Raw genomic sequence first — 5,363 nt, 5'->3', positions numbered from 1 at the left:
GAGATGTGTATAAGAGACAGCAACCAAACTGTACGTCGAGGGCGACGCTCGCGAGCGCTCGCTGGATTCCCTGCGCTCGCTTGTAAACAACGAAATCAGCGACCTCGAGGTCGAGTTCGACCTCGGGGTGCGCCACGACGACTTCCCGTCTGTTACCATCGAGGGTGACGACGCCACTGTCGCGCGAAACGTTCTCCGCGAGGAGTTCGGCGAAATCGTCCCTGATCTCGAAGCCGGCGAAACCTACATCGGGACACTTGATTCGTGGGACGAGGACGGTATCGTGCTCGATGCCGGCCAGCCGGTTCGCATTCCAGCGGACGAACTCGGGCTTGGACCGGGGTCGCCGACGCAGATCCGCGAGCGCTACGGACTGGTGCAGCATCTGCCGATGCAGTTCGTCTACGGCGGTGGTGGCGATGCTGACGCCGAGGAAGACGAACCCTCGCGGCTCGCAGACGAAGAGCGCGACCGCCTCTACGAGTGGACGCGCGGTGACGGCCGCCTCAACGTCAACAGCGCAACCCGTGCCGAAGTTCGTGCGACGCTCAACCGCGCCGGCCACGCCCAGGACTACGTCACTATCGAGCGCCTCGGCCTGCTGGAACAGAGCGTCATCTGCACCGAGAACACCGATCCACCGGGACTGCTCGCGAGCGTCGGGCAGTACCTGCCAGCCGAACTCCGCTGTGTTGTCCCCTGACCAGTCATCACTATCATGAACAGACGGCTCGTTCTCGGCTCACTCGCGGTCGTCCTGCTTATCGGTCTGGCAGGCTGTACCATGTTCTTCACCGGCATTTCGGACGACGAACTCGACCGCGAGCAGGAGTACGACGACCTTCGTGACAGCGAGGCCGACGTCAGGATCGACATTGAAGAAGGGGGCATCCTGAGTAGCGGCGAGTACCGTGCAGTGTACGATCTGAACGGCACCGAGGACTTCTCGCTCTCGCAATCGACGTTCTACAGCGAGGAACCCCTCGACATCCATAGCGTCCGCTACTGGTACCCGAACGGCACCGAAGTCACCGGCTCCGAACTCGACGTCGATCAGGACCGCTCGAGTACCGACCTCTCTGTCCCGGACGGGAACGGGACGCTCGCGTTCTCCGGAGCGACTGGTGGGAGCACGTTCCAGCTGCCGACGTACGTTACGGGCTCCTACGAGGTGACACTCCCGGAGGGAGAACGCACGTCGAACTTCCTGTTCGGTGACGCCAGTCCCAGCGGCTACGACCGCGAGGTCGTCGACGACCAGGAGCGACTGTACTGGGACAACGCAGACGGCACGATTGCGCTGCGCTACTACAGCGCCGGTGGCGTGACACTGTTCCTCGGTCTCGTCGGTGTGGTCGTCATCGTCGGCGGCATCGGCGTCGCCTACTACTACCGGCAGGTCCAGCAGTTGCAGGAACAACGCGAGGAACTCGGTCTTGACGTCGAAATCGAAGACGACGACGATGGACCACCGCCAGGGCTCAAGTAGCCATCCCAGTGGTGTGCCCGACGTGTCACGCTCGGGATGCAGCCTCCGTTTTTGCTAACTGGTACCCGAGTTCTCTACTGGAGATCTTCTCCACTGGAGACACTGGCTATCGAGAGTCACAGAGCAAACGTACCGGCCTCCGTTCAGTGCGATACAGCCAGCAGTTCAACGATGCAGTGCGGTGTCGTCAAGTACGACGACAGCAGTGTCGACGGCATCGACGCCACGCTCGTCGTCGGGTTCGAGTCGGCCAACGACGAACCGTGTCGTCGTTTGTGTCGCCACAATGTCCTCGAGCCGAATTGTCCGTGTCACATCGACGTTATCGACAAGCCAACCGTAGTGGGCCTCGTCCTCGTCGGTCTCGGCGAAAACGAGCAAGAGCGGATCGTCGAGACTGGACGGATCGCGGGTCGTCCCCTCGAAAATCGCGTGGAGGTCGACGACGCGAATCCGCGTCTCGTCTGCCGTGACGATGCCAGCGTTCCACGGGTCGGCACTCGAGTCGAGGCCCGCGGTGTCTGCGATGGGGAGAACGGTGGCGACGGCATCGGTGCGGACGCAGTACTGCGCTGATCCAAGATCGAAGGTAAGGACCTGCACGCGGCCGGTTGCATCGAGTTCGAGTGTTGTCCCATCTCCGTTCTCATCTACGTCATCATCGTCCGCGGCCAACGTCATGCTGTTTGAGCCCGTTCTAGCGACGATAGTAAGTACTTTGTGTCATACAGTGTGGCTGCTGGACTCGGTATCGACCACTCAGCACCATGAACAGACACAGGAGTCAACGTTTTATCGCTGGACTGGGATACTCGAACAAGACCATGGCCCCGGAGTTACCCGAGAAAGTACTCGGGATCGACATCAACAAAGGAGACGATCGGTCGCGACAGTCGCGATCGGAGCGCGAGGAAGAAGACCGCGTTCGATTCATCTTCTTCAGCGTCGGCTCGCATCGCCTCGCTGCACCGGTCAACGACGTTCGGACGACCACCGAAGTACCGGCGGATATGACGGCCGTTCCTCGCTCGCCGGATGCGATCGAGGGCGTGACTGATCTCCGCGGCGAGATCACGGCAGTCATCGATCCGACCGTTCACTTCCCGGCGGATCTGTCGGATGGCGACCGAGAACAACTGCTTGTCTTCGACCGCAACGCTGACCAACAGGCTGCTGCGATCCACGTCAACGACGTCTATGGCGTCGACGCACTCCCAGAGAGCGACGTGTTCGACGACGAAACGATTACGGACAGTGTCTTCGACGGTGATGCACTCGAGCACCCACTCGTTACCGCCCTTCTTAAACGAGAGCGTCGTTCTGAGCGGGAGCGTCTCCACAACCCTGCCGACGGGCCGGACACTGTCGACTCAAGGAACGGTGCCGTAATTGAATCCATCGACACGGCAGACAACGGGAGTGAAGCGACATCGTCGGCCAGCACAGCCGACACGACACAGAACACGATAGCCGAGACACCAGCTGATACTGAGGGACGCACCTCACCGAACGCATCACAGACCGTCATCGAAGCAACGCCGGTTCTCAACGTTTCGAAACTCCTTCGCGCTGCCGGGCACCTCGACTCAACACAGCAGGTACTCGAGTCCCCACGTTCCAGATAGCCGGCTGGCGAGAGTGACATCCTCTTCGCCGTCCACAGTAGATGACGGAATGGTCTCGCTGAGTAACGAGAGAGGCCGGCAAGAAAAAAGTCAAATGGTTACAGGGGAGAGAGCTCCCTAGTCGTCGAGGAACTGTTCGATGAGGTTGCTGAGGTCCACGTCAGTGTCTCCGACGTTGGTGTTAGAGCCGGTGGTCGCCGTGGTGTTGGAGATACTTGCGTCGTTGGTCTGTCCCACTGCCTGTGACTGAGAGACATCGCCGTTCACTGCAGTGGCGCTCTGGCTGTTGCTGTTGTTCTGACTGATGTTCTGTTCGACGATGGCGTCACCTGTTTCTCCCGGTTCCTCTTCTTCCTCTTCTTCTTCCTCTTCAATCGTGATCGTGACTGAGCCGGAGACGTCGCCAATCGAGACGGTAATCGTATAGGTGCCAGGCTCAAGGCCGATAGTGCTCGTCGATAGGGTGATGGTGTCGGACTCACCAGGATCAAGTTCGACTGTCACCGAATCGAGGACAGTACCGTTGAGCGTGAGGGTAAGGTCTTGCGTCACCGCTTCATCACCGGTGTTCTCCACGGCGGTGACGACTTCAAGCGTGTCACCTGGCGCAACCGGAGCATTCGTGTCCGTAATCGAGACAGAGACCACACCTGGTTCGGTTTCGGGATCGATCGTGATCGTGACCGAGTCGGAGTCGTCCTCACTCGAGACGGTGACCGTGTACTCACCGGGCTCGAGATCGCTGGTGTCGACGCTCAAGGTCACAAGTTCGGAGTCGCCAGGCTCGAGTGTGACCTCCACTGAATCGAGTACCTCTCCGTTGAGTGCGACCTCGATTGTTTGGGTAATCGTTTCAGTGCTGGTATTCTCGATGAGTGCCTCGACTTCGAGGAGATCACCGACCTCGATCGGCTCAGTCACACCTTCGATGATGACTTCGAAGCCGTCCTCAACCGGTTCGTCGTCGATCGTGATCGTGACTGAGTCGGAGTCGTCGTCACTGGAGATGGTGACCGTGTACTCACCGGGCTCGAGACCTTCGGTGTCACCACTCAGCGTAATCGTGTCGGAATCACCGGGACCAAGGGTAACCTCGGCCGTGTCGAGAACCTCACCGTTGAGTTCGAGGACGATGTCCTGCGTGAGTTCTTCATCACTCAGGTTCTCGATGAGTGCGTCAACTTCGAGGACGTCACCAGGTTCGACTGGGGCGTTGGTGCTTTCGATCGTCACCTGGAGCCCGTCGTCGATCGGTTCGTCATCGCCAATCGTGACCGTCACCTCCGCGGTATCATTGTCACTGGAGACGGTAGCCGTGTACTCGCCGGGCTCGAGACCTTCGGTGTCACCACTCAGCGTGATCGTCTCAGACTCACCGGGACCAAGGGTAACCTCGGCCGTATCGAGAACATCACCGTTGAGTTCGAGGACGATCTCTTGTGTGCCCTCTTCCTCACCGGTGTTTGTGATCGTTGTGTCGACCTCGAGCGTCTCACCTGGTTCTACTGGGTCGTTGGTGTCAACCACTTGACTTCGAAATTCGGTTCACATTCGATACCCGTCCCGAAGAGGTCAACACAAACGGTTGCCTCAAGGAGGCCAATAGGATCTTCAACTGTGACAACAGCAGTTGCCTCGAAGTCACCCGGGAATGTCGGACAGAACTCCGCCACCAGAGAGAGTTCTCCGTTTTCGAGATCGGCATCGACGTTGAACACGCCCGTGTCACCAACGATGTCGACCTCCGCTAGCTCGAAGTCGTCAAAGCCCGGCAGGAGGCCACCTAAGCCTACAGACAGATCCAGTTCTGCGCACTCTTCGTCGCCGACACAGAATTCACCGAAGTCCAATGCATCTAGTTCGACGTCACAGTCGGGTTCTTCTTGTGCCCCAGCAGTGGACACGTAGATGGCTCCGACCGCACCTGTACCACCGATCGTCTTTAGTACCGTTCGTCGTGATTGTTCAGTCATATGTCTTTAATCCCATGATCCGTACCCACCAGCAATCACCGATGGGCGGATCTATCTCCAGCAGAGTACGACCGGGTGTTTTATCCCTTCATACTGTTTCATGTGAAGTTTCGCTGAAGGTGTAGACACACGGCTATAGCGGACGAATACAGTGTCTGTATTATAACTATTCTGTTGATAGGCTTTAGGGAGCGTGTCATAGAATCCATCTCATAGCTTCTCACAGCCCGGTTCGTTTCCTCGCTCGTAGTTGGTGATTGCAACAACGAGTCGGAG

The 5,363-nt window shown here is 58.5% G+C and carries 7 protein-coding genes (1 of these 7 running past the window's edge); 4 read left to right on the top strand and 3 right to left on the bottom strand.

What is annotated here, in order from left to right:
• The 3 genes in view from C482_RS15985 to C482_RS15975 are tightly spaced (at most 15 nt apart) and all read left to right on the top strand, a layout consistent with a single transcriptional unit that may run on beyond the window.
• Positions 1 to 13, top strand: the final stretch of a protein-coding gene (locus tag C482_RS15985) for a transcription factor TFIIE subunit alpha (RefSeq protein ID WP_006168784.1). It extends 452 nt beyond the left edge of the window; 13 of the gene's 465 nt are visible here — the last part of the coding sequence; its start codon lies off the left edge, out of view; the stop codon is at positions 11 to 13.
• A gap of 15 nt (positions 14 to 28) precedes the next feature.
• Positions 29 to 703 carry a DUF2110 family protein gene (locus tag C482_RS15980; RefSeq protein WP_049896866.1) on the top strand — a complete coding sequence of 225 codons (675 nt, stop codon included), beginning with the start codon at positions 29 to 31 and terminating at the stop codon, positions 701 to 703.
• Positions 704 to 718: 15 nt separating this feature from the next.
• A complete protein-coding gene (locus C482_RS15975; protein ID WP_006168782.1) occupies positions 719 to 1,489 on the top strand; it encodes a DUF5803 family protein in 771 nt (256 codons plus the stop codon).
• 165 nt (positions 1,490 to 1,654) lie between these two features.
• Here the strand turns inward: C482_RS15975 and C482_RS15970 are convergent, their stop codons facing one another.
• Entirely contained in the window at positions 1,655 to 2,170 is a 516-nt protein-coding gene (locus tag C482_RS15970; RefSeq protein WP_006168781.1) for a chemotaxis protein CheW, read from the bottom strand.
• A 143-nt stretch (positions 2,171 to 2,313) separates the two neighbouring features.
• Here C482_RS15970 and C482_RS15965 point away from each other — a divergent pair, with 143 nt between their 5' ends.
• Positions 2,314 to 3,114 (top strand): chemotaxis protein CheW, encoded by an 801-nt coding sequence (locus tag C482_RS15965; RefSeq protein ID WP_006168780.1) that lies wholly within the window; start codon positions 2,314 to 2,316, stop codon positions 3,112 to 3,114.
• Positions 3,115 to 3,231: 117 nt separating this feature from the next.
• Here the strand turns inward: C482_RS15965 and C482_RS15960 are convergent, their stop codons facing one another.
• Complete coding sequence (locus C482_RS15960) at positions 3,232 to 4,641, bottom strand: COG1361 family protein (RefSeq protein WP_006168779.1); 1,410 nt, start codon at positions 4,639 to 4,641, stop codon at positions 3,232 to 3,234.
• Positions 4,617 to 4,964 (bottom strand): hypothetical protein, encoded by a 348-nt coding sequence (locus tag C482_RS21300; RefSeq protein ID WP_152422033.1) that lies wholly within the window; start codon positions 4,962 to 4,964, stop codon positions 4,617 to 4,619. The genes C482_RS15960 and C482_RS21300 overlap by 25 nt, the downstream gene beginning before the upstream one ends.
• Positions 4,965 to 5,363 lie beyond the last annotated feature (399 nt).

Origin of the sequence: Natrialba chahannaoensis JCM 10990 (genome assembly GCF_000337135.1) — an archaeon.
In the GTDB taxonomy this organism is placed as follows: Archaea; Halobacteriota; Halobacteria; order Halobacteriales; family Natrialbaceae; genus Natrialba; species Natrialba chahannaoensis.
Note: the sequence above shows the minus strand (reverse complement) of the source record. Positions and strands in the feature narration are given on the sequence as shown.

Bases quoted from the DNA above. Each gene is read 5' to 3' on its own strand.
- C482_RS15970 (WP_006168781.1), bottom strand. From the start codon at position 2,170: ATGACGTTGGCCGCGGACGATGATGACGTAGATGAGAACGGAGATGGG.
- C482_RS15965 (WP_006168780.1), top strand. From the start codon at position 2,314: ATGGCCCCGGAGTTACCCGAGAAAGTACTCGGGATCGACATCAACAAA.
- C482_RS15975 (WP_006168782.1), top strand. From the start codon at position 719: ATGAACAGACGGCTCGTTCTCGGCTCACTCGCGGTCGTCCTGCTTATC.